Origin of the sequence: Chryseobacterium lathyri (assembly GCF_019970085.1) — a bacterium.
Taxonomy (GTDB): Bacteria; Bacteroidota; Bacteroidia; order Flavobacteriales; family Weeksellaceae; genus Chryseobacterium; species Chryseobacterium lathyri.
Map to the genome: position 1 here is coordinate 431344 of NZ_JAHXYG010000001.1, position 25666 is coordinate 457009.

A 25666-nucleotide genomic window follows, 5' to 3' on the forward strand; every position below is an offset into this window, starting at 1 on the left:
GTCAAAACACAATTTGGCTATTAGCTTCAAATTGTTAAAAAAGTTGTGTATGTGCTTGAAATTTAGTAGCTTTGTGCATCAAATCGATTTCAAAACTACTACTAAAGTAGTCCTCCTCTGAATTCGTGCGTTGTTAAATCAAAGATTTTCAGGATGGGGGAGATTTAAAAAGAACCCCCTATTCGTTAACTTGTAAAATTGTAAGTTCCTTCTGGAACTATAGAATATGGATGTAATGAAAATGTCCACTTTCCGTAGGAGTAATATTATACAATACGGAAAGTGGACATTTTTAGAATAAATCTTCTAGATTGGAATATACTTTTAAAGTAGTTAAGTTGATATAATTCTGAACTTCTATTAGGTTTAATCTAGCTTTGAAAGGAATTAGCTTTATGGATTTTACTGGCTTAACATTCCTCCTACTACCAAGAAAGTTTATTTTAGGATCAACAGTTCTTTCTTCTGTATCAAGAAAGTCTTCTCTTAAGATGAAATAAAATGTTTTTAATTTACTCCTCAAGGATTTACTTTCCTCAAACTTCCTTTTGAATTCAAAAACACCAATTTCTAATAGTTTATCAGCCTTATATAAGTTGAGCAACTTTCTAACTTTTACAATGTCTGCTGTTGTAAAGAATTCTTCATAATAACTAGAAGGAATAAAATGATAAGAATCACCACCTCTTCTATACTCATTAAGGGATGCTATCATTTTTTCTCTGAAATAATTGAGTGTTTGATAGAATTCAACTCTGTTTTTATAAGAAACATCATCTATAGAGTCAATATCTAAGTCTTTAGTATGAGCTATTGCATCACTAAAGTAATCTCCTCTTGAGTAATCCTCATCAGATATAGAATCTAATTTACCCTCTTTCAGTTTGGTAGTAAAAAGTAAAAGCTGTAATTCAAACTTCTTTGCTTGTGGTGTTCCTTCAACAATATTTTCAAAAGAATCTCCTCCTGCTTTCTTATAAAGTAGCTGATAATGCTTAAATAATGATGTTTTAAAGTCATTATAAAAAAGTGAGAAATTAGTAAATGGAGCTAATGATAATGCATAGTCTTCCCCATAAAACTGATTGAGTACTGTGTTTAGCATATCTTGGACTTTACCTTCCTCAAATTTGATAACAGGTCTAAAGCTTATTTCTTGCAATCTACAATTGATAAACTGATTAGCTAATGCACTATAAGTTACATAAGAGCTTATATCCCCTCCAAAGAAAGGAACTTCATTAGCAAGAAAATCTTCACCTGTTTCCAATTTAAACTCCTTAAAGGATGGGAAAAGTAGCCTTGGCAAAGTGTTACTTCTAGATAAGGAATCTATTGCTGTAATCTCATCTTTTACATTTCCTTTTAGCTTATTCTCATAGAACTCTCTTAAAAGAAAATCTTGTCTATTTAGTTTGATATATTTTACCTTGCTATCAGGAGCTTTGTAATGCTGAACTAGATTATAATACTGTTTAAAAACTTCCTTCTGTTCTGTTGTCATGCCAGAATGATCCAAACTATCATAGTGAAAATGGTCTGGTTTAGGCAAAACAATATGTATTTCTCCTTTAAATCTTTGTCTGGCTAATGCTTGAATTACAGAATTAATACCTCCTGAAAAGATGCCATATTTATTTCTAAAAGGTAATCTGGTACTTCTAGAAGGGAATATTATTACAAATGCGTGATTGTCTTTTTTTATACTAACACCTGTTTTGAAGTTAGTTCCTACATTACATTTCTCATTGTCATATTGATTAGTAGGTTCAGTATTTTCTTCTCTTTGATTAGTATTTAGCTCAGAAGTACAATCTTTGATCTCTTTATAAGTATCTAGAAGTAATTTCCCAATCTCATCCTTAGGATTAATCAGGCTTTTAGCTAGGTTTTTGGAATAACATAGTATGTCAATTTTTTTTCCACGAGCTACCAAACTTTTAATTAAGCTATTAATCTCTATAGTCTTAGAAGTAAAATTGTAAGCAGATGAGTAACATAAATGTAAAGTACTCTGTTTATCAGCAAATCTCACTCTTTCAGATTCAATAATCTGAATTTTATAGTCTGTAAGCTCAGCTAAATATTCTATTACAACCTTAGAAGCTTCATTATAAGTGGCACTTAGTATAAAATTCTTGTGAATAACATTCCTCCATTTCCAGAGATTAAAGATATATTCCTGCTGAAAATTATGGTAGGAATCATGGATTTCATCATAAATAAAAACTACTTTAATTCCTTCCTTTTCGCAATGTCTTATAAGTGTGTTGATATATTCTCTCTTAGTATCAGAGTTTTTGAACCCATCCTCTCCTGGGTTTCCTAATAATGTATTTGCTGTAATAACCTGAACTGCTCTTTTGGTATAATCAATATTAGATCTTCCTATATTATCATAACTATAAATCTGATCAGAAGGAATTCCTGCATCAGTAATAATGTCATTACAGTATTGCTTAACCAAACTTACAAAAGGACTTGCTACAAATATTAAATATTTATCAGTAGAGTCATAATATCTTTTTACAGTTTGAATTATAGCATATGATTTACCTTGTCCAACAGGAGCATTTATTACTACAGTGTTTTTATGTGCGAGTTCTAAATGGGTTTGTAAGGTATCATTTATATAGCCATTAGCATCAGGAGATATTAATATTTTATCTCCTCCATTTTCAATTTCAAAATCAGTTCTTGGAACTCTTGTTCCCGAAGCATCTAAAGTAAACAAGAAATCTTCAGGATTAATCTCTTTAAATTCTATAGGGAATGAATCAAATTGACTCAGCTTAGCATCTAGTAACATAAATTGAAAATTAACTCTCTGTAAAAATACAAAGAGTTAATAATACATAAGCTCACTTAAGCTTAGAATTTAGCTTACTCATCTCTTCACTAACCTTCTCCTTCACAATCTTAGCATAATGTTGTTGTGTAATCCCAATCTCAGAATGACCAAGTAGCTCAGAAACTATTTCCATTGGTACATTATTGAAGAGTAGAATAGTTGATGCAAAGGTCTTTCTTGCTATATGGTGTGTTAGGGTTTTATCAATCCCTACAATCTCTGCTATCTCCTTTAAATAAGAATTAAACCTTTGATTTGAAACCACAGGTAATAACTGATCTTCAGTTCTGTACTTATCTAAGATGTCAGAAGCTTTTGCTAATAAAGGGACTTCATAGCTCTTCTTAGTTTTCTGTCTTTTAATATAAAGCCATTTATTATCATCAAATCCAGTCTGAATATTACTTTCTTTTAATGTTGCCATTTCAGTATAAGCTAAACCTGTATAACAGCAGAAAATAAACATGTCAGCTACTTGTTGTAGTCTCTCAGATGCAAATTGATGTTGTTCCAGATTCCTTAACTCATCTTTAGATAAGAATACAATCTCTTTTTTAGGCTTCTTACCTTTATAGAGTAGGAAAGGGTCTTTGGGTAAGAAATCTAATGCTACAGACAGCTTAACAATCTGCCTAAACCTTTGTAAAGTCTTGTAGATTGTATTCTGCATAAATCTCTTTTCAGTTTTCAAGTAAAACTCAAACTCTGTAATAAATGCCATAGACATATCTTTTAACAGGTAATCTGATCTGTTGTATTTCTTCTTAATAAAAGATAATACATGAGCTTGTGTTTGATAGAACTTAGCCACAGATACTTTTGTTGTTGATATTCCTATTAGCTTTTCCTGTTTTGTTATGTGTAGATGAAACATTTCTTTTATGGATTTATCAAGCTTAACATTTTCTCCTTTGAACTGACTGTAAATATCATCTACACTAAATTCCTTTTCCTGAACTTGTAGGAACAAAAAAGCCTGATTAATTTCTTGTTTAATCAGGCTTAGTTGGGTGTTGACTTGGTTGTTTCCTTTGTTAGGAGGATGGGCTTTCTGTTTTGAAGCATTCCAATATTCTGGGTTGATAAAAATACCAGTTGAGAAAGGTTTTCTTTGTTTGTCTAAAGTGATTCTACATTCAATAGGACATAGACCTTTTATGTTAGCTTTGTTTCTTCTTAGTAGAAATAGTATTGAGAGTTTCATAGTATTCATGGGGGTTAAAATGGGTAACCTAGACTTGGAGTGGGTAACCTAATGGGTAACCTGAGTCTAATTTTTTTAGTGATTTTTAGGAGCAGAATTTTGCTCTTTTTAACCTAAATTTTAGGATTAAAATGAAAGTAGAATGTCTAAAAAATGAAATGGGTAACCTAGTGCAAAAGTGGGTAACCTAAAAGTATGCCTCAAAATCAACAAAAGAACTAATACGAATCCTTTTCAACAATTCAAACAAAATTTCAGAACCTCTGTAAACTCCCATGAATAAACATAAACAAAAAAATCTCCCAATACATTGAGAGATTTTGTGGGCCCTGAGGGATTCGAACCCCCGACCCTCTGGGTGTAAACCAGATGCTCTGAACCAACTGAGCTAAGAGCCCTGAACTTTTTTTGAAAGGCTTCAGTTACCTTTGTGTGGGCCCTGAGGGATTCGAACCCCCGACCCTCTGGGTGTAAACCAGATGCTCTGAACCAACTGAGCTAAGAGCCCCTATACTTGTTTCCTCGTTTAGAGTGGTGCAAATATACGACTTATTCAGAAATCTCCAAATTTTTTTCTAAAAATTCTCCTACAACAAAGTTGCTTCCACCGATGAAAATCATTTCTTCTTTTGTACATCGCTCTTTTGCAGAAAGATACGCTTCCTGTACGGAATCGAAAATTGTATAAGAAATTTTTGCCTCCTGCAAGAGATTTTCATAGTCTTCAGGGTGTCTTCCCCTGTTGATGGATGGTTTGGCAAAATAAAATTCAGAATTTTCAGGAAGAAGAGCCATTACTTCATCTATCTTTTTATCATTCACAAACCCTAAAATAACGTGTTTATGTTTGTTTATGGTGTTCAGTTGAGAAAATACATACTCAAGTCCGGCCTGGTTGTGTCCGGTATCACAGATCGTAAGCGGATCTTTTGAAAACTCAAACCAACGTCCGATGAAACCCGTATTTTGATGGACTTTAAGTAATCCTATCTCAATATTTTCTTCAGAAACGGGAATATTTATTTTTTTTAATTCTTCAATCAATGCAAGAACCACCCGGATATTTTTCTTCTGATAATTTCCTTTAAGATCAGAATTCAGATCAGAATGTATAATTGTAGCATCAATAAAAGGGGCATTTTCTTTATCCGCTGTCTGTTGGATAATGTTTTTAACGGTCTCATTTTCGTCTCCGGAAATTACCGGAATATTGGCCTTAATGATTCCTGCCTTTTCTGCAGCGATCTCTTCAATACTGTCTCCCAAAATATTCTGGTGATCCAGCTGTACATTAGTAATTGCAGCTACCAAAGGTTTAATGATATTTGTTGAATCCAGTCTTCCGCCAAGACCAACCTCAATAATGGCAAAATCTACCTTTTGCTGATAAAAATATTCAAATGCCATGATTGTTGTAAATTCAAAAAAAGAAGGGAGGATATCTTCAGGAAGGGTTTTTAGTTTTTGGATAAAATGATAGACAAACTCTTTACTGCAGTTTTTACCGTTCACTTTAATACGTTCCGTAAAATCAATAAGGTGCGGAGAATTGTATAAACCAACTTTGTATCCTGCTTCCTGCAGAACTGAAGCCAGCATGTTGCTGGTGGATCCTTTGCCGTTTGTGCCTCCGATGTGGATGCATCGTATCTTTTCCTGTGGGTTTCCAAAGAAAGTACAAAGCTTTGTAATGTTTTCTAACCCAGGCTTATAGGCTTTCAGTCCGTCAATTTGATAATTGGGAGCCTGTACGAAAAGCCAGTCGACAGATTCCTGATATTGTTCGGTTGTCATGATGCAAAATTCTCAAAAGTTTTATTAAAATGAAACAATAATTTTTTTAAACTGTAACTTTTTTATATTTGGCTCGTCTAATATGGAAAATTCTTAATATGAAAAAAGTTTGGATTATCGTTTTTGGATTAAGTTGTCTGGGGCTAAGCGCTCAGAAGAAATGGTCCTTAAGAGAATGTGTAGACTATGCTGTTGAGCATAATCTCCAGGTTATCCAAAATCAATATTCTAAACAGATCCAGGATTCTAACCTTAAAATGGCTAAAAAGGAATACCTGCCTTCTGTATCCGCAGGAATGTCCAATTCAGTGGGTTTCGGGCAGCTTCCATTGGGTACAGGTAGTATCAGAAATGACAGATTCAACAACAGCGCGAACCTGGGTGCGGATGTTCTGCTTTACAATAATGGCAGATTAGAGAAAAACATCAGAAAAATACAGTTTGATGTAGAAGCCAGCCAATATGATATAGAAACCATTAAAAATGATATTTCTCTGCAGATTGCACAGCAGTATCTTACTGTCCTCCTGAACAAGGAAATTGTTAAAATCTCCCAGAGTGCGGTAGAGAATGCTCAGAAACAATATGACAGAGCCAAAATAACAACCCAGGTAGGAACAACTGCACAAACTATCCTGGCAGAGGCAGAAGCAGCCTTAGCGAGAGAAAAGCAGAATCTTAAAACTGCGGAAATAAATGTAGGAAGAGCTTTGTTTGCCATTGTTCAGCTTTTACAGCTTCCCGAATATAAAGGTTTTGATGTGGAAGATGTAACTGTTTCTGATACACTGCCGTCCCAGCTTACCTCTGTGGATGACGTTCTTACTACCGCCTATGAAAACCAACCGCAGATAAAAGCTGCAGAAAGCAGAATCAGGTCTGCTGAAGCACAGACGGAAGTAACCAAAACTGGGTTTTGGCCAACACTGACAGCGAATGCCGGTGTTTCTTCGTTCTATAATAATATGTTAAGTAAAAACTACGACCAGCTTGGGAATCTTGTTAATGATCCTTCTTTTTTCCAGCAGTATAAAGATAATTTCGGTCAGAATATAGGACTTTCCCTGAATATTCCTATTTTCAACAAAGGAATTACCAAGCTGCAGGTAGAGCAGTCTGTAATTAACCAGAGTATCGCTAAAAATACCCTGGAACAACAGAAGCAGACGGTAAGACAGAATGTACAGAAGGCTCAGTTTGATGTGGATGCCAATTACGAAACTTTCCTTTCGGCAGTGGAAACGGAGAAAAGTACAAAGCTGGCTTTAGAATTTGCGGATAAAAGTTATGCGGCAGGAAGATCGACAATTTATGATGTGAATGTAGCCAGGAATAACTATGCCAATGCCCAGGGATCTGTTGCCCAGGCAAAATATAATTATCTTTTCAGTCTTAAACTGCTGAATTTCTATTCAGGAATTCCATTAACTTTGTAAAATGTCTATTCAGTCATTAGAAAAATATTTACCTCAAAACACCCATAAATATTTAAGAGTCTGGTTTTCGGATTATTATATTCATATAAAAGTGACGCGAGGCAGAAACTCTAAGTTGGGAGATTACAGAAAGCTTCCTGATAACTCCCATGAAATAACTGTCAATTCAACACTAACGCCACCGCTTTTTTTCTTTGTCCTTACCCACGAGCTGGCTCATCTGATTGCCTTTGAAAAATACGGACGAAGAATATCGCCGCATGGTAACGAATGGAAAGAAACATTTAGAAATATGCTTCTTGAAAGTCTTGAGATTTACGACGAAGATCTTAGGCCTATTATCATAAGATTTTCAAAATCCCCAAAGGCCAATTTCATGGCCAGCCCGGATCTTGTAAGATATTTTCATACTGAGAAACAGGATGATAGATTGCATTTCATTGAAGAGCTTCAAAAAGGAGAATTTTTTATATATCGCAACGAAAAGTATTTATTAGAAGGTCTGATTAAAAAAAACTATCTTTGTAAGAATCTGGCTACAGGAAGAAAGTATTCTTTCAAGCCTCTGGCTAGGGTTGAAAAATGTAGGCAAGAATGTTAAAATCAGATAGATACTGTGTCATCATGGCGGGAGGAATCGGGAGCCGGTTCTGGCCAATGAGTACACAGAAATTTCCAAAGCAGTTTCAGGATATTTTAGGAACAGGGCGTACCATGATTCAGCAGACTTATGACAGAATCAGCCGGATCATTCCTAAAGAACAGATATTCGTGATAACGAATAAAGAATATGTTACGCTTTCCCATCAGCAGCTTCCGGAGATTCCTGAAGAAAATATTGTGGGCGAACCCCTGATGAAAAATACAGCGGCCTGTAATCTGTACATGGCCAACAAGATTGCTGAAATTAATCCGGATGCAACCATGATTGTTCTTCCGGCAGATCACCTGATCTTAAAAGAAGATATATTTCTGGAGAAAGTGGAGCTTGCTTTTGATCTTGCTGCCCAACATGATTATCTGGTAACTTTGGGTATTACCCCTACAAGACCGGATACCGGATACGGATATATCCAGTTTGTGGAAAAGAAAGGTTCAGATTATTTTAAAGTAAAAACCTTTACGGAAAAGCCTATTCTTGAAATTGCACAGAGCTTTTTAGAAAGCGGCGATTTCCTGTGGAATGCAGGGATTTTTATCTGGAATGTAAAGAGCATTCATCATGCATTTGAGCTGTATCTTCCTGAAATGATGCAGCATTTCATGGCATGTGAATATAATTCTGCGAAGGAAAACGGGTGTATTGAAACCATTTATCCGAAAGTTCAAAAAATTTCCATTGATAACGGAATCCTTGAGAAAGCAAAGAACGTGTATGTTATCCCTTCAGATCTTGGATGGAGCGATCTGGGCACATGGACTTCCGTATATGAAAACACTGAAAAGGATGAGAATGGAAATGCAGTAAAGCTAAGGCATTTCCTGAACTATAATTCAAAGGGAAACATTATTCGTCTTAAGAACAATAATAAAGCTGTGATCATTGATGGTCTTGAAGATTTTATTGTTGTAGACACAGATAAGGCGCTGCTGATCTGCCCCAGAGACAATGACCAGCTGATAAAAGACTATGTTCTTGATCTTAAAAGTTTTAAGAAAGGAGATAAATTCATGTAATATTGCTATCTTTCTGCTGATTTTTAAAATTATGATGAAAACTGCAATACGATCAATAGTTCTTATATTTCTGCTTTTGGGATTTCTAGGATATTCCCAAAACAAGAAAAACTTTTCAGGTATTCCCAATATTTTACAACAAATTATTCCAAATGACAGGATAGATTCCTGGGTGCTGGTTTATAACAGTTACGGAAAAAACCAGGAGATCAGAACATCTGGTGGAAAAACAGACTATACACCACAGTTTACCGGTTTTAATCTATTCCCTGAAGAAGACAGCTTTTATTATATTGCATACTCAGCAGGTGGAAAAATGAATTACATTACAGATCTGGAAAATCTGAAAAAGTTTGTTGGGAAAATTGATAATGCTGAAGAAGTCGCCATTGTTCTGACAGCTGACGGGTATATGGTGGATGAGGAGTTTAAAGATGTTGCCGGCAATTATTATGAAGATGCCGCCCATTATTATCTGGATCTTGGAAAGCTGACTTCAAAAGAATGTCCTTATCAAAAAACACATTATACGGTGACTGTCAATAAATCAACAGGTGTTGTAAGCAATGTAAAGGATAATGGAACTTATATTGAACTCTACAATAAAAAATGTGCTAATAACCCGAGACTTTTAAAAATCGAAAAAAAAGAAGAACCAAAGAAAGATGAGCCTAGAAAAACACCCAAACGCAAATAATACTTATGAGACCGAACGATTAATACTTCGTCCTATGTCTCGTGAAGACAAAGATTTTGTCTTTGAGCTTTATAACAGGCCAAAATTTATTCAACATATCGGCAACCGCAATGTGAATACCATTGAAGATGCAGAAAACTATATACTGAACAGATTTGCTCCACAGATTGAAAGACTGGGATATGGAAACTATCTCTTAGTAACTAAAGAAGGAAACGAAAAAGTAGGAGCAGTAGGAATTTTCGAAAGAGAAGGTCTTGATATTGTGGATATCGGGTATTCTCTACTGGAAGAATTTGAAGGAAAAGGATATGCCTTTGAAGCTGCTCAGAAGGTAAAATCTATCGGGATGGATGAATTTGGGTTAACAAAAATATCTGCTATCATTTCAAAAGATAATATTTCTTCCCAAAAACTGATCGAAAAATTGGGATTAAAATTCAAAAAACATGTCATTCTTCCTGGAGAAACCGAAGAATTAAACTATTACGAAACCGAATAATAAATCCATAAAAAATATTTTCACAAATAATACAGAGATGTAAATTGTATTATTTGTGAAAATAGTAGTGATATCTGTGTTTCAAAAGAAAATTATCCTTCCAGAATCTGCTCAGCAGCAGTCTTTGACGTTACTTTTTCAATCACTCTTGTACAAACGCCATTTTCATCAAAAATAAAAGTGGTTCTTACAATTCCCATATATGTTTTCCCAAACGTTTTTTTCTCCTGCCAAACCCCGAATTTTTCGATGACATCATGGTTTTCATCAGCAATAAGATCATATGGAAAAGCGAATTTACTGTGGAAATTCTTTTGCTTTTTTACCGTATCGCCGCTCACGCCCAGAAGTTGATATCCGGCTTTTTCAAGCTTCGAATAATTGTCGCTCAGGTTACAGGCTTCCACAGTACATGTAGGAGTGTTGGCCTGAGGATAAAAGAAAAGGACTAATTTCTTTCCAAGCAATTTGGATGAGGTTATTGTTTCGCCATCCTGATTTGTTCCTTCAAATTCAGGTAATTTATCTCCTACTTTCAACATAATGAATTAATTTTGTTCAAATTTAATGGTTAAATGACAAAAAAGCAAAGAGCTGAGCTTGTTCAGAGAGAATTGGATAAATTATATCCCACAACACCGATTCCTTTAGATCACACCGATCCTTATACCCTGATGGTTGCTGTAGCGCTTTCTGCACAGACGACGGATAAAAAAGTAAATCAGGTAACGCCCCATCTTTTTGAAGTCGCCGGAACTCCGCAAAGGATGGCTAAACTGGAAGAATATCAGATCAAGGAACTGATCAAAGAAATAGGATTATCCAATACTAAAGCCAAAAACCTTAAAAGAATGGCGGAACTTTTACTGGAAAGACACAACGGTATCGTTCCTCAAACCTACGAAGAACTGGAAGCACTTCCCGGAGTAGGGCATAAAACCGCCTCTGTAGTCATGAGCCAGGCCTTCGGATTCCCGGCTTTTCCGGTTGATACCCATATCCACAGACTGATGACGCAATGGAAGCTTACCTCAGGGAAAAATGTAGTGGAAACTGAAAAAGATGCCAAGGCAATATTTCCGGAAGAGGTATGGAACAAGCTTCATCTGCAGATTATTTACTACGGAAGAGAATATTCCCCAGCCAGAGGAAAAGGGGAGAAGGATTTCATTACAAAAATGATGTTCGAAAAATAGAATTTATTTCTTTTATAGAATTTTTTGTATAAAATCCCGGTTTTTGATTTGTATAGACAGCTCTCTGTAGAGCACAGAAGCCAGGTCTATGCTAATATCTGTAAAAGGATCTTCATACATCATAGAAAGAGATCCGGTGCCATTTACTGAAATAACAACATGGCAGAAATCATCCTGCATAAAATTTTGAACTTCAATATTGAATTCCTGACAAAGATTAATGAAGCCGGCATAAATATCAGTATTCTTAATTTTCTCATCAATGGTACTGATAACCAGGGTACTGTTTCCTTCGTTTCCCTGTTTTTTCAAAATCAGTTCTTCAAAGCTTGAAGTATTAATGACAGGAGTAAATACTTTCTTCATATTTTATATATCCAGTAATCTTCTGTGATAATTGATCTGCCCCAAATGATAATCCAGATGGGTGAGCAAATGAATTAAAAAGTAGCCTGTAGTCATTGTATCTTCGAAAACAACAAGAGGATATTCCTTTTCAAGATCTTCAGCTGTTAATTTGCTGAGCACGTCATTTACCATCGCTATAGTTGCCGTTACTTTCTCAATAAGTTCAGCTTTCGGAACATCCTTTAATGAAAATTCCAGTTCCCTGTTCCTGATATAGCCGGTTTTACCAAGCTCTGCACCTATATAATTATTGAGGTTGCCTACCAGGTGAAGGCAGAGATTTCCTGCAGAATTTGAAATGTTTTTATCGGTTTTCCAAATTACGTTTTCATTCCTGTAGGACTCTATTTCTGTTTTTAATTTATTTAAATCTCTGTTGTAGAGAGATCTTAGGTTTTCTGTGATCATGGTAATTTTTATTTATTGACTCGTTAAACTTTTTCTCAAAAAAAGATGGGACATTAAAATTAATCATCCCATCTTAATATGATATGTTTAAGGCAATTTATTTCTGCTTTTTTGCCCAAAGTTCCATCTTTCTGTTTAGTACATCAAGGGGCAGGCATCCCTGGCTTAAGATCTCATCATGGAAGCTGGCCAGATTGAATTTACTCCCAAGTTCTTTCTGATACTTTTCTCTAAGCTCCCGGATACGAAGAGAACCAATCTTGTATCCTAATGCCTGGCCCGGCATCGCCATATATCTTTCCACTTCTGCAGTTGCGCTGGCTTCATCATAAGAAATATTACTCAGGAAATATTTAATAGCTTCCTCTCTTTTCATAGTTCCCGTATGAAGTCCCGTATCCACTACCAGTCTTACCGCTCTCAGCATCTGATCGCTCAGATAGCCCATTTTCTGGTAAGGATCCGTATACAGTCCGAATTCAGGACCCAGTGTTTCGCAATAGTGTGCCCAGCCTTCGCCATAAGCACCGAACCATCCGAATCTCATAAACTTAGGAAGCTTGGTGTTCTCCTGCTGAAGAGAAACCTGATAATGGTGCCCCGGAATAGCTTCGTGAAGGAAAAGAGATTCCATTCCAGATGTTACATTGAATTTGGCAGGATCAGGAAGCGGTATATAAAATATTCCCGGCCTTTTTCCGTCCGGAGTCCCCTGGATATATTCTGCACTGGCACTTGCTTCCCTGAATTTTTCCGTTTGTCTGATTTCAAACTTTGTTTTAGGCGTTATACCGAACATAGTCTTCAGCTTAGGTGTAATCTTCGCTAAAATACCGTTGAACCCATCCAAAACCTCTTTGGAAGTCTTATAAGGCATGGCTTTAGGATCTGTTTTTACAAAGTTGATAAACTCCTCCAGTGTTCCGGTAAAGCCTACCTGTTGCTTTACTTTTTCCATTTCTGCACGGAGCATTGCCACCTGCTGCAATCCTATTTTATTGATCTCTTCAGGAGTTTTTTTTGTCGTTGTCCAGCTTTTAGCATAATATCTGTATATCTCATTCCCGTTCGGAAGGCTGTTGTAGCCATCTGTATCCCGTGCTTTCGGAAGATACTCCTTTTCCAGAAATGCTCCCATTTTGGTATAGGCAGGAATAATTTTTTTGGTAATAGCATCAGCATAAAGAGCCGAATACTTATCTTTTTGAGCTTTTGTAAAGTTTTTCGGGAATTTTTTAACAGGTCCGTAGAAAATATTTTTTTCCATATCGGCTGTAGTGATTTCCTCAGCCTTCATCTGGGGAATCATTTTGACCACCAGTTTTTTAGGAAGAACAATCTTATTGTTGATTCCTTCACGGAAATTTTCTGCAGCAGCATTCATCCAGTCTGGGAATTTTTCCATTCTTTTCAGCCAGTCATCGTAATCTTTTTCTGTTTTGAAAGGCTGGCTTCCCTCTCCGCTTCCATACAAGGGGAAATTCAGGGGAAGGCCCCCAAACTGTGTGAACGGAATATATTCCGGATGATAGGCATATGCTTCTATTTTATCTTTTAAAGTATAATCCAGAACATCATAAACAACCTTTTCTTCATCCGAAAGGCCTTTATAATCAACGTTTTCCAATTGCTTCTGAACAGAATTGTAAAAAGCAATCTCTCCGGAAATAAAATCCCTGTCAATATTAATGGGAAGCTGGTCATTATATCTCGTATCTCCCTGGGAAGTTGCTTCTAAAGGATACAATTTAAGATACTGCTCATAATAATTGGATGCAATAGAATCCATATTGGTAGGTGTTACTTTCGTCAGCGGAGAATCAGATTTTTTGCAGGCTGCCAGGCTGATCACCAGTCCCAGTCCCAAAATACCTTTTGATAAAATGTTTTTCATTTTCAGAATCTTTATGAAGCAAAAGTAAGTATTATTGGCATATACGGAATAATTAATCATAATGATTTAAAAAAATAATTTTCAAAATATTTTCAACTTTGAATCAATTTTTTATCTTTGTCTAAAACGTTTTAACAATCATATTATTACAGCTCTTTTTTAAGAAATAATGAAAGGGATTTTAAAAATTTACCATCCGGAGGAGACCCTAAAATACAATATTAGAAACACTTATTGTAAAGCAGTCTACAGCAACCAACAACATTTATTAGAGGTTGAAATTATAACGGATGACAGTTTGGATCATGTAGATGATGATTCATTACAGTACAACTTTCCGCAGCTTTCACTTGAAATTTTTGATTTTCCGATCGAATCGAAGGAGATTGAAGGGAAAACCATTAAAATCAATGATTCTGATGAAGAAACTTATACAGAAGTGGATTTATTTGATGATGAAGATGCATTTATCTATGATAATGAACTTCAGTTTGAAAAAAATGAAGAGGGTGAGCTTCAGGTGATCTGGAAAGGAACTATTGACGATTTCTATACAGGATCCGATACACCAATCCCATTCCGTCTAAAATGCGAATTTAAGCAGGACGGTATTGTTATAGACGAGGACTAACCGTTTTCTCATCATTTTTACAGCAGATTTCTTTTCAAAATTTTCTTTTGGAAAGAAATTTGCTGTCTTTTAATCATAACAAATTTTAAGTTGTTTTTAAACAATTTTTAAGAGAGCAATTCATAATATTCCACTACATTTGTCGTTAAAATTTTATAAAAATTCACATTAATGCTGTTAACGGAACTTACTCAGATTTTATTTGCACAGATTACTGCTCCTGCAGTTGCAACAGACGATTTAGAATTTTCATTTTGGAAGATCATGTTCCACGGAGGGGCTTTCGCTAAAATTGTAATGTTTATCGTTCTGGCTTTAGGTGTATTTTCACTCTATCTGTTCTTTGAACGTTTTTTCTTTATTAAAAGGCTGACTTCAAAGACAGATGCCAACTTCATGGAGAATATTGAAGATTTTATCAAAGAAGGGAAAATTGAATCGGCTGCGGATTACTGTAAAAGACAGAATTCTCCGGAAGGCAGAATTTTGGAAAAGGGGATTTCAAGATTGGGACGCCCTGTTTCTGATATTGTAAGCGCCATGGAATCGCAGGCTCAGGTAGAAGTAGCGAATATGGAGAAGAATCTGAACCTTTTGGCTGTGGTACCGAGTATTGCACCGATGTTGGGGCTTTTAGGAACGGTTATCGGGATGATCATCGCTTTCTTTAACCTTTCTCATGCCACAGGATCTTTCTCGCCTAAAACATTGTCTGAAGGTATTTATACGGCATTGGGACAAACGGCAGTAGGTTTGGCTGTAGCTATTCCTGCTAACTTTTTTTACAATATACTTTTAACGAGAATTGATAAGTTTGTATTGAAAGCGCAGAATATGTCGGGAGAGTTTTTAGACCTTATCAACAAACCTTTATAAATCTTTCTTATGAAATCGCTTACAAAACATCTATCTTTAAAATAATAATGTATTAAGCGATTCCATCTGACCATTAAAAAAGTAAAAAGAAACAGATGAAAATTCAGAGAAGAAATAAAGCGAACCCCGAATTCAGTTTGGCAGCGATGACAGATGTTATCTTGCTGATGCTGATATTCTTTATGATAACTTCGTCAGCCGCCAATCAAAGCGCGATTGATGTAAAGTTACCAAAAGCGGGTGCGGTAGAAGATAATATTCCTAATCCTTTAACGGTAAGTATTAAACCGGACGGCTCTTATTTTGTTGATGATAATCCCGTTACAAGGGAACAACTGGAATCAGTAATTGTCAGTAAATTAACGGGGCAGGCGAATAAATCATTTACCATTCGTGCAGATGAAAATACCATGCATAAAGATGTTGTTTTTGTGATGGAAATTGCTGAAAAGAATAAATTTAATATTGCTATTGCAACCGTTAAAGATAAATAATACCTCCGGAAAGCCGGAAAGATCATTTAAAATGAAAAGTTACATTGTAAACAAAAACGAGCAAAATAGAGACAGGATAAAGAGTGCTATACTTTCCATCCTTATCTGGTCTGCGATTTTGCTTTTTGTTTTTCTTTATAAACTGAAGCCGGAGTTGGATAAACAACCGGATGAGGTGATGACAACAATGCTTGTTAATTTCGGAGACAACAGGAATGGAAACGGAATTGAAGAGCCTGCCGATCAGCCGGGAAGTTTGGCTGCGGCCACAGAAGAAGTAACTCCCGAGCCTGCTGAAACGCCCGTACCGGAAACAAAAACGGTCATAAAGCCAGAACCCGCACCTGAACCTAAAAAAACGGAGGTAAAGGAAAAGGTAATTACAGGAAACAATTCTAAGGTGAGCATTCCCAAAAAAGAAGAATCAAAAAAGACAGATAAAAAGACGTCAACAAGTTCAAGCGCTTCAAAGAATACTAAAAAGACGGGAGCAACAACGGCGAATTCCAAAACCGGAAGCGGTGACGGAAAAGGAAATGCAGCCATCGGAAACCTGATCAGGGGGAGAGGAACAAAAGCCGGAAGCCAGGGTACAGGCAGCGGAATAGGAAATGCGGGAGATCCTTTAGGCGGTGACGGAAGCGGAGACAGCAAAGTGGGGATTGACAGAAAACTGATCGGATACATCCCCGGAACTATGGGAAGGGGTGGAGAACAGCCTGCAAACAGCTGTAAAGCAAGTGGAACCATTACAGTTGCTTATACTGTGGATAAAGCCGGGAATGTGGTTTCAGCAAAAAGATCAGGCGGAACATCCGATCCCTGCATTACATCGAACGCGGTGGCATGGGTTAAGAAATATGTCAAAGCTGAAAAAGCAAGTACTTCCTCTACCGGAACTTATAAAATCACATTCTAAAATACAAAAGCACTTTATTCAAGTGCTTTTTTTATTTCATTGATCCTGTTTATCACAGGAAGGGCGAAAATTCCACTGGTCTGGAGATAAAGTTCATAAAATGTTTTTGACTTGTCTAAAAAGTCCTTATTATTCTCCTGTTTACCTTTAAAGTAAAAAAGATTCCCCAGCATTTCATAATAATCTTTATGGTCTCTTTCCTGTCTTTCATTGACAATTGCAATGATGTCTTCTTTTGTTTTTGAAGAAATTTCCGTAAAATCTATCTTGAAAATATCTTTCATCAAAGAATCAAAGTCTAATTCTTTCTGCATTAAGCTTTCTTCAGGTTTATCCAGAATCAGTTTTTCCAACGCTTGAGTTAACTGACGTATTAATCTTAATGTGAATTCTTTATCTGTGATCATAATGAATTTAAAATTTATAATTTAAAGTTATTGGTGGTTCAACCACCATTGCCTATTACGCGAAAAACAAATATGCCAGTGCAATTGCAGTAATTACCCCAACCAAATCCGCCAGAAGCATCGCAATTACCGTATATCTCGTATTCTTTACAGCTACGGCTCCAAAATAAACAGCAATGACGTAAAACGTCGTATCTGAGCTCCCCTGAAGAACCGCTGCCAATTTCCCCTGGAAGCTGTCTGCTCCGAACGTGGCCATAGTGTCTACCATCATTCCTCTGGCTCCTGATCCGGAAAGAGGTTTGATCAGTGCAGTCGGGAGTCCGTCCACAAATCTTGGATCAAAGCCGGCTGTGTTAGCTACCCATTTCATTCCGTCTATTATGACATCAAAAACGCCTGAAGTTCTTAAAAGGGAAATTGCAATCAACATTCCAACTAAATAAGGAATGATCTTGACGCAGGTCGTGAAGCCTTCTTTCGCACCTTCGATAAATGCATCAAAAACATTAATTTTTTTATAAACAGCCCCAAGAACAATTGCCAGGAAAATGAAGAGAATCAGCCCGTTACTTAATACTTTACTGAACGTATCCAATTCGTCTTTACTTAATTGAACCAAATAAACAACCAGAAGTGCAATAAGAGCTGAAATTCCACCTACATAAGCAAGAACGACTGGTTTTAATAAATTGATTTTCTGATATAAAGAAACAATAATCATCGCTGCCAATGTTGCTGCAAAAGTGGCGATCATACACGGGAGAAAAATATCGGTAGGAGTCTTCGATCCCATTGATGCTCTGATTGCGATGATAGAGACAGGGATAAGCGTCATTCCACCTGCGTGGAGACACAGAAACATAATCTGCGAATTGCTGGCGGTGTCTTTATTAGGATTTAAGGTATGGAGGCTTTCCATCGCTTTTAAACCAAATGGGGTAGCGGCGTTATCCAGTCCGAGAAGGTTGGCGCTGAAATTCATCAGCATATGTCCGAAAGCCGGATGGTTTTTAGGAATATCAGGAAATAGTTTCGAGAAAAAAGGCTGGATAAAACGGCTTAAAAGATTAATTCCGCCTGCTTTTTCCGCAATACTCATGAATCCCATGAACAGGGTCATGATCCCAATCAGGCCAATGCAGATCTTTACTGCGGTTTCAGAAGTTCCGATAACGCCGTCTGCTTCCTGAACTCTGTAAACTTTTACGTCCTGTTTTAGAGAGTCTGTCTTATAATGGATCCTGCTGTCTGCAAAATCATTTTTTTTCATCAGGCTGTCTCTGACAATCGGGGTGAGCGTATTCATTGGCTGTGAGGCAATCTGAACCGTGTCACCGCCTTTTCCTACCACCATATCATTGAAGATGGTTTTGTAGTGGCTAGACGAAACGTATTTTATACTGGCAATGGCAATGGCAACGATAATGAAAGCCGACCAAATTCTGCTGAGGACCATTTTAGTTTATTTTGGTCTTAAATGTAGCGAAAATTTGAGAAAAATGAATAAATCTAAAATGAAGCGGTTGGTTCACATTGATATATTGATCCGTAAACATATATGCAAAACTACGGAAGGCAATGTATTAAAAGAATAATACATATGCGGAATATAGTATTGATAATAAGCCCAGTAAGCAAATTACAAACCCCACTAATGTTAAGATTTTGGGAATATCACCTAATGTTTCACTTTTTTGCTTTTCCATGTTATTCTCCTAATTCTAGCTGATTTTTAATTAAAGAAAAATATTTTCCTTTTAAATTGATTAGTTCATCATGAGAGCCTGCCTCAATGATCGTTCCATTATCCAGAACGATTATTTGATCTGCATTTATAACGGTAGACAATCGGTGAGCAACCACTATCATTGTCCTGTTCCTGAAGAAACTATTTATATTATCTACAATTATTCTTTCATTTTCCGCATCCAGGGAATTGGTAGCTTCATCAAAAAAAATATAGTCGGGGTTTTTATAAATCGTTCTTGCAATTAATAGGCGCTGGCGCTGCCCATGGCTGATGCCGATCCCCTCGGCTCCAATAATTGTGTTTTCTTTTAGTAATAAAGAATTGACAAAAGTTTTTATATTGGCGAGTTCTAAAGCCTTATCCAGCATTTCAATATTGGGGTTATCCTCCAATGATACATTGTACTTGATGGTGTCTGAAAAAATTACACTATCCTGTAATATAACACCACATTTATTTCTCCATAACTGATTGTTAATAGTATCAATCTGATGATCCCCAACCTCAATAGTTCCCATTTGAGGAGTGTAAAATTTTAAAATCAATTTTAATAAAGATGTTTTACCGCTTCCGCTTACTCCTACAATTGCGGTGGTCTTATTTTTAGGGATGAGCAAATCAATATTTTTTAGAACGAAATTTTTATGATCATAAGAAAAACTTACGTTATTGAATTTGATATTCTCAGTTTCATGAAGACTATTAACGGTGCTTATGTTATCCTCATCTTTTTTGTTATGAATTTCGTTTAATCTTTCAAAACTGATTTTAACCAGTTGGTATTGCATCACAAAACTGATCAGTTGATTGATAGGTGCACTGATGCCGCCCAGAATAAACATTACGGATAACATTCCCCCAATTGTCATTTTAGAGTCTATAACCGCCATAGATGCAAAAAATATAACTAATATTGTCTGAAAGAAGCTTACAAAACGATAGCTCTGATATTTCTGATCTATTTTAAGTTTTTCCAGTCTGTTATAATATATGTTTTTCTGGATAGATTGCCATTGTCTTGTTTTTGATTCTTCAAGATTATTTAATTTTATTTCCTGAATGGAGTTGATCATTTCGTACATCTTGTTCTGATCCTTCGAGAGAAGTGAAAAATCCTTGTGATCATTTACTCTTATTTTTTCCAGGAAGCTAAAGATCCAGAGAAGTTCAACGATGGAGCATATGAGTACGGTTAAGAAAATATTAAGACTGAAATAAAGCAGTATTGCCGAGTATACAACGACACTGAAAATGGCAAATACAGTTTGAATCAATTGCTGAGACAGAAAACCTTCGACTCTTTTATGATCGTTAATCCGTTGTGTAAGATCACCGATGTTCTTGGAATTAAAATACTGAAAAGGCAACCTTGTCAGTTTTATCAGAAAATCTGAAATGATGGAAAAGCTGATCCGGCTGCTTATATGCATGAACAACCAGGAGCGGTAATATTCCAGCGATATTTTGCTTAGGAAAAGGATGATCTGTGCACTCAGTACAAGATATATGAAATTAATGTTTTTATGGATAATTCCTTTATCAACCACTTTTTGGGTGAAAAAAGGAAAAATAAGTTCTATAAAGGAAGACAATAAAAGAGTTAAAGCAATAAGAAAAAACTGTATTTTATGTTTTTTGAGGTACTGGGTAACATAATTCAGATTAATTGTTTTTGCCTTACCGTTATTTTTTTTAACTGACATTAATGATTCTGTCGGCTCCAAAACAAGTATAATTCCATCGTCTCCATTTTGTGTCCATCCTTTTATGAACTCTTCTTTTTTATACACTGTTTTTCCGAATCCGGGGTCTGCAACAAAAATTTTGGATTTTGTGATTTTGTATACAACAACATAATGATTTTGATTCCAGAAAAAAATAGAAGGCAGTTGAACATTCTTTATCATTTTTTGGAAATCCAATTTTACGGGAATAGGATTGAATCCCACTTCCTTTGAAATGGTTTTCAGGTCAGAAATAGATAAACCCTGTCTTGAAATATTGGAGTTGGTAATGATTTCATTTTCAAGATAAAAATTGTCATTGTAATATTTACCGATCATCCTCAAACAAGCGAAACCACAATCCTGACTGTCTAATTGCTTTATAAATGGAAAGTTTTTTTTAAGCATATTCAGTTTTTCGGAAGCTTTCTAAAAATTCTGTGTATTCAGGTTCCTGAATGGTAGGCAGGGTTTCATTGATGATTTCTAAGGCGTGTTCATAAGTCAGTTTCTGGACATTAGATCTTTCTCTTATTTCCGGAATCATGGCATCGACGACTTTATTCTGAAGATGGGTAATGAACTTTAGCATGTCATTGCAATATATGGTAGGATTATTAAATCCATTTTCTGCACTGTATCTATGGGGTATATATCCGCCTCCGCATATATCCTGAACCGGGCATGCAAGACATTTTTTAGGAAGAAAAAAATTGGAATGATAGTAGAGCCTGATCAGTTCTGAATCAAAAATATCATCAAGATCATTATCTATGATATTAAGGTTGTTTTTAGTGAAGCTTTCTCCACAGATCTTTAGTACATCCAGCGTTTCAATACTTCCGTTTGTTTCAATAATAATAGTTTTGTTATATCCTTTTCCATAAGCATCAGATTTTATATCTAATCCATAAATGCCATTAAGCATATTTACAAAGTAATTGATTGCGATGCCTTCCTTATTCGGATACCATTCATCAAAAATACTGATCAGCCAGTCGGCGGTTTCGAATTCTGCAGAATCATGGGCATCATGGTTTTTATCTAATAGCAATAAATCGTATCCTAAGATGCCAAGACTAGAGAAGTGTTTATAAGACTCTATTGGATTCAGTTTTGAATTGACAACGGACAGAATACCAAAATCCACAGAATGTTCAAGACATTTATTAACGCCATGAATTACTTTGTCATAAGTCCCTTTTCCTTTAAAATCTATTCTGTTTTGATCATTAATTTCTTTTACTCCATCAAGGCTTATTCCAATGCCCATTTTATATTTATTGAAAATCTCGCACCATTCATCATCTATTAATATGGCATTCGTCTGCAGACCTATAACGATTTTAAGGTTGTCATTCTCTATAGATTTTAGAATTTCTATGATCCGGATCATTTTAGCTTTCCCATAGAGTAAAGGTTCTCCTCCATGAAAAGTAATACTGAATTTTCTGAGATCATGCTGAATACAGTGCTTTTTTATTCTCTCCGCCAGAATTTGTACATTTTCAATACTTATAAACTTAGGCTGATGAATATATGAACTATCTCCCATGTTGTACATGTAACAGTAGGTACAGTTGATATTACATCTGCTGCAAATTTTTAATACTATTTGATCAATATTTCTCATGCTTTAATGGTTTTTATGGTTATTTACTACAAATGAAGCAGAACTGTTTTAAGCATCAGTTGATAGTGGAAGTAAAATCGAGCGCATTAAAAGCAACAGAAACATTTTCAAGAATCCGGTCTAAGTTTTCTTTAGTTATAAACTCATTAATGTATTGGATACTAGCTTCAGGATTAATGTTTTTAAGACGATTATATAAAGACTCAGCCTTATACATAGAAACCTCCTGATCAGTATAATTTTGCCGATTAAGGTTCGAAACGTCTATGATATCACCATCTATAAGGGTAATATTTTCAAATCCGAAACGTAAAGCACATTCGGCAATATTACTTCCGATTCCATTTCCAGCCAATAGTATAGGGTAATTTTTGATAATATGTTGCTCTTCAGGACTTACGTAAATCCTGTTTCTTGAATATCTATCGTTCATGATGTATTAGTTTTATGCAAATTATGATCCGGCAGCTCTATTTTTCACTCTCGGAATTACAAAATACACTCACAATATAATCATATCAATCCAAATAAACCAGATATCCCTCAAAATCATCATCCAGGCTTTTCAAAACTTTTGCATCAGCCATCTTCTTTTCCAGGCTATCAATAAAAAAGCCTTTCTCAAAAAACTGCCGGTGGATTCCCGGAAGCAGCTCCATGAAATAATCCATCCCGATTTTATTGTTATGAAGGTCCATTTTGGTTTCCAAAGGTTCATTGGGGAAAAGTTCCTCATGCATATCCGTTAATCTTTTGCAGAAATCCAATGCTTTTTGGGGTGAGGAGACCTTGCAGCAGTACATCATGATGAAACAGCACCATAATGCATGTCTGTAGGCATTTCCAATGCCATTGTTAGAAGCCGTTTCCGGGAATTTTTTCTGAGCAATGCTAAATGTTTGTACCGTTGCGTGAAAGCTTAATAAGGCAAAAAGAGGATGGGGAAGAAGGAGCGCTAAAAGCCGCATGACCTTTTTCAGGCTCATGCTGCGGATGGCATTAAAAAATATCTTAAAAGTCCTCATAAATAAAAATCTCTCCCTAATTAGAGAGAGATTGTATAGTGTTTGTTACAGATCTTAAGCATTCACAGCTAATAAATTGACTGTTTTAGCTACCGTGTCTTTAATTTCTGTTCTTTTTACGATAAAGTCTACAAATCCTTTTTCCTGTAAGAATTCAGAAGTCTGGAAACCTTCAGGAAGATCTCTTCCGATCGTCTCACGGATTACTCTAGGACCGGCAAAACCAATCAGTGCTCCCGGTTCAGCCATGATAATATCTGCTGTCATAGCGAAAGAAGCCGTAATTCCTCCAAAAGTAGGGTCACAAAGGTAAGCGATGTATAAAAGTCCTGCTTCAGAAAGCTGCGCAAGCTTGGCCTGTACTTTGGCAAGCTGCATCAGTGAGTAAGTAGCTTCCTGCATTCTTGCTCCCCCGGACTGGCAGATGATCATGTATGGAAGTTTGTTGGCGATACAGTAATCTACCGCTCTTCTGATCTTTTCACCCATTACAGAACCTAAAGATCCGCCGATAAAAGCAAAATCCATACAGGAAACTACCATTTCAGTTCCTTTTACGGTTCCTACTGCATTTCTGATGGAATCTGTAAGCTTTGTTTTTGCTTTTACTTCTTTTAAACGGTCTTTATAAGGTTTTGTATCCTTGAAATTTAAGATGTCAATACTTTCAACATTGGCATCCAGTTCAGTGAACTTACCTTCGTCAAAAAGGATCTCAAAAAATTCTGCACTTCCTATTCTTACATGAAATCCGTCTTCAGGAGAAACATAGTTATTTCTTCTCAGTTCATCATGCTCCACTACTTTTCCTGATGGAGTCTGATGCCAAAGGCCTTTGGGAACGTCCTTTTTTTCATCAGTAGAGGTGGTAATGTTTTTTGCTTTTCTTTTAAACCAGTCGAATGCCATTTTGATTGTATTAATGTATCATGTAAAAGGTAAAATGTATAAAGACAAAAGCATTAAATCTACTTTGTACTTTATACATCCTACTTTTACAAAAAATTATTTTAAAGTATTTACGTTATTTAAGTCTTCAAACGCTTTAACCAGTCTTGTTGAGAAAGTTTCTTCACCTTTTCTTACCCAAACTCTTGGGTCATAGAATTTCTTATTAGGTTTTTCTTCTCCTTCAGGATTTCCAATTTGAGATCTTAAATAATCAATATTGTTAACCATATAGTCTCTAACCCCTTCCGTGTAAGCGAACTGAAGGTCAGTGTCGATATTCATTTTGATAACTCCGTAGTCGATAGCTTCTCTGATTTCTTCTAAAGTAGACCCTGAACCTCCGTGGAATACAAAATTAACAGGTTTGGCAGCTGTTCCGAATTTCTCCTGAACATATTTCTGAGAGTTATCAAGGATTTTAGGCGTAAGAACCACGTTTCCTGGCTTGTAAACTCCGTGTACGTTACCAAAAGCAGCAGCAATGGTAAAGTTGTCAGAAATCGCTTTTAATTTTTCATAAGTATACGCTATATCTTCAGGTTGAGTATATAATTTAGAGTTGTCTACATCAGAATTGTCTACACCATCTTCCTCACCACCTGTAACACCGATCTCAACTTCTAAAGTCATCTGCATTTTAGCCATTCTTTCGAAATATTTAGCAGAGATTTCCAAGTTTTCCTCTAAAGGTTCTTCAGACAGATCCAGCATGTGAGAAGAATAAAGAGACTTTCCTGTCTGCTTGTAATGCTCTTCACTTGCATCTAATAATCCGTCGATCCAAGGCAATAATTTCTTTGCACAGTGGTCTGTATGTAAAATTACAGTAGCTCCGTAAGCTTCTGCAAGAGTATGAATATGTTTGGCGCCGGCAATAGATCCTAAAATTGCAGCTCTCTGACCGTCATTGTTTAGTCCTTTTCCTGCGTTGAACGCAGCTCCGCCGTTTGAAAACTGGATAATTACAGGAGAGTTTAATTTCGCTGCAGTTTCCATAACAGCATTTACATTGCTTGAACCAATTACGTTTACTGCAGGCAGTGCAAATTTGTTTTCTTTGGCATACTGAAAAATATCAGTAACTAATTGACCTGTGGCAACTCCTGCCGGAAAAATTCTGCTCATGTTTTACTTTTTATTTTAAATTATTAGGCGTTTTTAAAATTCCTGTAAAGGTAATCATTTT

Annotated in this window: 25 protein-coding genes and 2 tRNA genes; 10 read left to right on the plus strand and 17 right to left on the minus strand. The window is 36.0% G+C overall.

The features are described from left to right. Positions 1–292: 292 nt before the first annotated feature. The 5 genes from LC418_RS02045 to LC418_RS02065 all read right to left on the minus strand — a co-directional run bounded on the left by LC418_RS02045 (position 293) and on the right by LC418_RS02065 (position 5849). Entirely contained in the window at positions 293–2809 is a 2517-nt protein-coding gene (locus LC418_RS02045) for a DEAD/DEAH box helicase family protein (protein ID WP_223557928.1), read from the minus strand. 52 nt (positions 2810–2861) lie between these two features. Next, positions 2862–4064, minus strand: a complete 1203-nt coding sequence (locus LC418_RS02050) for a site-specific integrase (protein ID WP_223557929.1) — start codon at positions 4062–4064, stop codon at positions 2862–2864. A gap of 314 nt (positions 4065–4378) precedes the next feature. Continuing rightward, positions 4379–4453 (minus strand) — tRNA-Val (locus tag LC418_RS02055). Between the two features lie 35 nt (positions 4454–4488). Next, positions 4489–4563, minus strand: a tRNA-Val gene (locus LC418_RS02060). 41 nt (positions 4564–4604) lie between these two features. Next, positions 4605–5849, minus strand: a complete 1245-nt coding sequence (locus LC418_RS02065; RefSeq protein ID WP_223557930.1) for a bifunctional folylpolyglutamate synthase/dihydrofolate synthase — start codon at positions 5847–5849, stop codon at positions 4605–4607. A gap of 98 nt (positions 5850–5947) precedes the next feature. Between LC418_RS02065 and LC418_RS02070 the strand changes: the two genes are divergently transcribed. From LC418_RS02070 to LC418_RS02090, 5 genes are read left to right on the plus strand one after another with little or no spacing between them, the layout of a single operon-like run. Then, positions 5948–7285: a TolC family protein gene (locus tag LC418_RS02070; RefSeq protein ID WP_223557931.1), complete on the plus strand. Its 1338-nt coding sequence runs from the start codon at positions 5948–5950 to the stop codon at positions 7283–7285. Position 7286: 1 nt separating this feature from the next. Beyond that, positions 7287–7886 (plus strand): SprT-like domain-containing protein, encoded by a 600-nt coding sequence (locus tag LC418_RS02075; RefSeq protein WP_111954033.1) that lies wholly within the window; start codon positions 7287–7289, stop codon positions 7884–7886. After that, positions 7880–8962 (plus strand): mannose-1-phosphate guanylyltransferase, encoded by a 1083-nt coding sequence (locus LC418_RS02080; RefSeq protein ID WP_223557932.1) that lies wholly within the window; start codon positions 7880–7882, stop codon positions 8960–8962. Before LC418_RS02075 ends, LC418_RS02080 begins: the two co-directional genes overlap by 7 nt. A gap of 31 nt (positions 8963–8993) precedes the next feature. Further along, the gene (locus tag LC418_RS02085; protein WP_223557933.1) at positions 8994–9659 is read left to right on the plus strand and encodes a hypothetical protein; all 666 of its coding nucleotides are present in this window, start codon (positions 8994–8996) and stop codon (positions 9657–9659) included. Then, complete coding sequence (locus LC418_RS02090) at positions 9628–10161, plus strand: GNAT family N-acetyltransferase (protein WP_111954035.1); 534 nt, start codon at positions 9628–9630, stop codon at positions 10159–10161. Before LC418_RS02085 ends, LC418_RS02090 begins: the two co-directional genes overlap by 32 nt. 92 nt (positions 10162–10253) lie before the next feature. Here the strand turns inward: LC418_RS02090 and bcp are convergent, their stop codons facing one another. Beyond that, positions 10254–10703, minus strand: coding sequence for a thioredoxin-dependent thiol peroxidase (gene bcp / locus LC418_RS02095; RefSeq protein ID WP_111954037.1), 450 nt, complete (start codon positions 10701–10703; stop codon positions 10254–10256). Positions 10704–10736: 33 nt separating this feature from the next. Between bcp and nth the strand changes: the two genes are divergently transcribed. Continuing rightward, positions 10737–11357 (plus strand): endonuclease III, encoded by a 621-nt coding sequence (nth, locus tag LC418_RS02100; protein WP_111954039.1) that lies wholly within the window; start codon positions 10737–10739, stop codon positions 11355–11357. A gap of 12 nt (positions 11358–11369) precedes the next feature. Here the strand turns inward: nth and LC418_RS02105 are convergent, their stop codons facing one another. The 3 genes from LC418_RS02105 to LC418_RS02115 form a co-directional block, all read right to left on the minus strand. Beyond that, entirely contained in the window at positions 11370–11723 is a 354-nt protein-coding gene (locus LC418_RS02105; protein WP_111954041.1) for a hypothetical protein, read from the minus strand. Positions 11724–11726: 3 nt separating this feature from the next. Beyond that, positions 11727–12173: a DinB family protein gene (locus tag LC418_RS02110; RefSeq protein ID WP_223557934.1), complete on the minus strand. Its 447-nt coding sequence runs from the start codon at positions 12171–12173 to the stop codon at positions 11727–11729. A gap of 97 nt (positions 12174–12270) precedes the next feature. Then, complete coding sequence (locus LC418_RS02115) at positions 12271–14067, minus strand: DUF885 domain-containing protein (RefSeq protein ID WP_223557935.1); 1797 nt, start codon at positions 14065–14067, stop codon at positions 12271–12273. Positions 14068–14236: 169 nt separating this feature from the next. Here LC418_RS02115 and LC418_RS02120 point away from each other — a divergent pair, with 169 nt between their 5' ends. From LC418_RS02120 to LC418_RS02135, 4 genes are all read left to right on the plus strand, one after another. Then, positions 14237–14698 carry a hypothetical protein gene (locus LC418_RS02120; RefSeq protein ID WP_111954045.1) on the plus strand — a complete coding sequence of 154 codons (462 nt, stop codon included), beginning with the start codon at positions 14237–14239 and terminating at the stop codon, positions 14696–14698. A gap of 171 nt (positions 14699–14869) precedes the next feature. Beyond that, on the plus strand, positions 14870–15574 hold the full coding sequence (locus LC418_RS02125; RefSeq protein WP_111954047.1) for a MotA/TolQ/ExbB proton channel family protein: 705 nt from the start codon (positions 14870–14872) through the stop codon (positions 15572–15574). Positions 15575–15669: 95 nt separating this feature from the next. Beyond that, a complete protein-coding gene (locus tag LC418_RS02130) occupies positions 15670–16068 on the plus strand; it encodes an ExbD/TolR family protein (RefSeq protein WP_111954049.1) in 399 nt (132 codons plus the stop codon). 31 nt (positions 16069–16099) lie between these two features. After that, complete coding sequence (locus tag LC418_RS02135; protein ID WP_223557936.1) at positions 16100–16987, plus strand: ferric siderophore ABC transporter substrate-binding protein; 888 nt, start codon at positions 16100–16102, stop codon at positions 16985–16987. Positions 16988–17001: 14 nt separating this feature from the next. Here LC418_RS02135 and LC418_RS02140 read toward each other — a convergent pair whose 3' ends face one another. The 8 genes from LC418_RS02140 to fbaA form a co-directional block, all read right to left on the minus strand. Beyond that, complete coding sequence (locus LC418_RS02140; protein ID WP_111954051.1) at positions 17002–17394, minus strand: hypothetical protein; 393 nt, start codon at positions 17392–17394, stop codon at positions 17002–17004. A gap of 55 nt (positions 17395–17449) precedes the next feature. Then, on the minus strand, positions 17450–18853 hold the full coding sequence (locus LC418_RS02145) for a nucleoside recognition domain-containing protein (RefSeq protein WP_223557937.1): 1404 nt from the start codon (positions 18851–18853) through the stop codon (positions 17450–17452). A gap of 251 nt (positions 18854–19104) precedes the next feature. Next, positions 19105–21279 carry a peptidase domain-containing ABC transporter gene (locus tag LC418_RS02150; protein ID WP_111954055.1) on the minus strand — a complete coding sequence of 725 codons (2175 nt, stop codon included), beginning with the start codon at positions 21277–21279 and terminating at the stop codon, positions 19105–19107. Next, on the minus strand, positions 21272–22504 hold the full coding sequence (locus LC418_RS02155) for a radical SAM protein (RefSeq protein ID WP_111954057.1): 1233 nt from the start codon (positions 22502–22504) through the stop codon (positions 21272–21274). The genes LC418_RS02150 and LC418_RS02155 overlap by 8 nt, the downstream gene beginning before the upstream one ends. 55 nt (positions 22505–22559) lie before the next feature. Then, positions 22560–22937 (minus strand): ThiF family adenylyltransferase, encoded by a 378-nt coding sequence (locus LC418_RS02160; protein WP_223557938.1) that lies wholly within the window; start codon positions 22935–22937, stop codon positions 22560–22562. An 85-nt stretch (positions 22938–23022) separates the two neighbouring features. Further along, positions 23023–23529, minus strand: a complete 507-nt coding sequence (locus LC418_RS02165) for a DUF6973 domain-containing protein (RefSeq protein ID WP_111954069.1) — start codon at positions 23527–23529, stop codon at positions 23023–23025. Positions 23530–23583: 54 nt separating this feature from the next. Further along, positions 23584–24438 carry an acetyl-CoA carboxylase, carboxyltransferase subunit beta gene (gene accD / locus LC418_RS02170; protein ID WP_111954071.1) on the minus strand — a complete coding sequence of 285 codons (855 nt, stop codon included), beginning with the start codon at positions 24436–24438 and terminating at the stop codon, positions 23584–23586. 96 nt (positions 24439–24534) lie between these two features. Further along, a complete protein-coding gene (gene fbaA, locus LC418_RS02175; protein ID WP_111954073.1) occupies positions 24535–25605 on the minus strand; it encodes a class II fructose-bisphosphate aldolase in 1071 nt (356 codons plus the stop codon). Positions 25606–25666: the final 61 nt, after the last annotated feature.

What these genes read in the sequence shown, in the direction of transcription:
- LC418_RS02045 (WP_223557928.1), bottom strand. Translation starts at nt 2,809, where the DNA reads ATGTTACTAGATGCTAAGCTGAGTCAATTTGATTCATTCCCTATAGAA.
- LC418_RS02050 (WP_223557929.1), bottom strand. Translation starts at nt 4,064, where the DNA reads ATGAATACTATGAAACTCTCAATACTATTTCTACTAAGAAGAAACAAA.
- LC418_RS02065 (WP_223557930.1), bottom strand. Translation starts at nt 5,849, where the DNA reads ATGACAACCGAACAATATCAGGAATCTGTCGACTGGCTTTTCGTACAG.
- LC418_RS02070 (WP_223557931.1), top strand. Translation starts at nt 5,948, where the DNA reads ATGAAAAAAGTTTGGATTATCGTTTTTGGATTAAGTTGTCTGGGGCTA.
- LC418_RS02075 (WP_111954033.1), top strand. Translation starts at nt 7,287, where the DNA reads ATGTCTATTCAGTCATTAGAAAAATATTTACCTCAAAACACCCATAAA.
- LC418_RS02080 (WP_223557932.1), top strand. Translation starts at nt 7,880, where the DNA reads ATGTTAAAATCAGATAGATACTGTGTCATCATGGCGGGAGGAATCGGG.
- LC418_RS02085 (WP_223557933.1), top strand. Translation starts at nt 8,994, where the DNA reads ATGATGAAAACTGCAATACGATCAATAGTTCTTATATTTCTGCTTTTG.
- LC418_RS02090 (WP_111954035.1), top strand. Translation starts at nt 9,628, where the DNA reads ATGAGCCTAGAAAAACACCCAAACGCAAATAATACTTATGAGACCGAA.
- bcp (WP_111954037.1), bottom strand. Translation starts at nt 10,703, where the DNA reads ATGTTGAAAGTAGGAGATAAATTACCTGAATTTGAAGGAACAAATCAG.
- nth (WP_111954039.1), top strand. Translation starts at nt 10,737, where the DNA reads ATGACAAAAAAGCAAAGAGCTGAGCTTGTTCAGAGAGAATTGGATAAA.
- LC418_RS02105 (WP_111954041.1), bottom strand. Translation starts at nt 11,723, where the DNA reads ATGAAGAAAGTATTTACTCCTGTCATTAATACTTCAAGCTTTGAAGAA.
- LC418_RS02110 (WP_223557934.1), bottom strand. Translation starts at nt 12,173, where the DNA reads ATGATCACAGAAAACCTAAGATCTCTCTACAACAGAGATTTAAATAAA.
- LC418_RS02115 (WP_223557935.1), bottom strand. Translation starts at nt 14,067, where the DNA reads ATGAAAAACATTTTATCAAAAGGTATTTTGGGACTGGGACTGGTGATC.
- LC418_RS02120 (WP_111954045.1), top strand. Translation starts at nt 14,237, where the DNA reads ATGAAAGGGATTTTAAAAATTTACCATCCGGAGGAGACCCTAAAATAC.
- LC418_RS02125 (WP_111954047.1), top strand. Translation starts at nt 14,870, where the DNA reads ATGCTGTTAACGGAACTTACTCAGATTTTATTTGCACAGATTACTGCT.
- LC418_RS02130 (WP_111954049.1), top strand. Translation starts at nt 15,670, where the DNA reads ATGAAAATTCAGAGAAGAAATAAAGCGAACCCCGAATTCAGTTTGGCA.
- LC418_RS02135 (WP_223557936.1), top strand. Translation starts at nt 16,100, where the DNA reads ATGAAAAGTTACATTGTAAACAAAAACGAGCAAAATAGAGACAGGATA.
- LC418_RS02140 (WP_111954051.1), bottom strand. Translation starts at nt 17,394, where the DNA reads ATGATCACAGATAAAGAATTCACATTAAGATTAATACGTCAGTTAACT.
- LC418_RS02145 (WP_223557937.1), bottom strand. Translation starts at nt 18,853, where the DNA reads ATGGTCCTCAGCAGAATTTGGTCGGCTTTCATTATCGTTGCCATTGCC.
- LC418_RS02150 (WP_111954055.1), bottom strand. Translation starts at nt 21,279, where the DNA reads ATGCTTAAAAAAAACTTTCCATTTATAAAGCAATTAGACAGTCAGGAT.
- LC418_RS02155 (WP_111954057.1), bottom strand. Translation starts at nt 22,504, where the DNA reads ATGAGAAATATTGATCAAATAGTATTAAAAATTTGCAGCAGATGTAAT.
- LC418_RS02160 (WP_223557938.1), bottom strand. Translation starts at nt 22,937, where the DNA reads ATGAACGATAGATATTCAAGAAACAGGATTTACGTAAGTCCTGAAGAG.
- LC418_RS02165 (WP_111954069.1), bottom strand. Translation starts at nt 23,529, where the DNA reads ATGAGGACTTTTAAGATATTTTTTAATGCCATCCGCAGCATGAGCCTG.
- accD (WP_111954071.1), bottom strand. Translation starts at nt 24,438, where the DNA reads ATGGCATTCGACTGGTTTAAAAGAAAAGCAAAAAACATTACCACCTCT.
- fbaA (WP_111954073.1), bottom strand. Translation starts at nt 25,605, where the DNA reads ATGAGCAGAATTTTTCCGGCAGGAGTTGCCACAGGTCAATTAGTTACT.